The 276-nt window shown below is 40.9% G+C and carries 1 protein-coding gene; it reads left to right on the top strand.

Translation table 11 applies throughout. From position 1 onward, the window contains the following. A partial coding sequence (locus F1003_RS17015; protein ID WP_497986923.1) for a cytochrome c oxidase subunit 3 family protein occupies nucleotides 1-276 on the top strand: 276 nt, incomplete at both ends.

Below are 276 nucleotides of genomic sequence, written 5' to 3'. Positions count from 1 at the left end.
TTTTAGTTTTCCATCTTATCTGGGAAAAGCAGCAGATTTTACTTTTTCCAATGTGTATTGGCCAATACCTGAAAAGGTATACGAATCGGTTCCTTTCCTTCACGGAATCTCATTGCCGCTGGTATTTGTAGGTATCATGACCTTCATTTTGATTGCAAGTAGTGTTACAATGGTACTTGCCGTTGAAGCTGGTCACCGCATGGACCGTGCAAACGTTGAAAAATATATGCTTTGGACAATTCTTGGAGGTTTTACTTTCCTTGGTTGCCAGGCTTG

Source organism: Winogradskyella ouciana, from assembly GCF_009709615.1.
Classification (GTDB): Bacteria; Bacteroidota; Bacteroidia; order Flavobacteriales; family Flavobacteriaceae; genus Winogradskyella; species Winogradskyella ouciana.
Note: the sequence above shows the minus strand (reverse complement) of the source record. Positions and strands in the feature narration are given on the sequence as shown.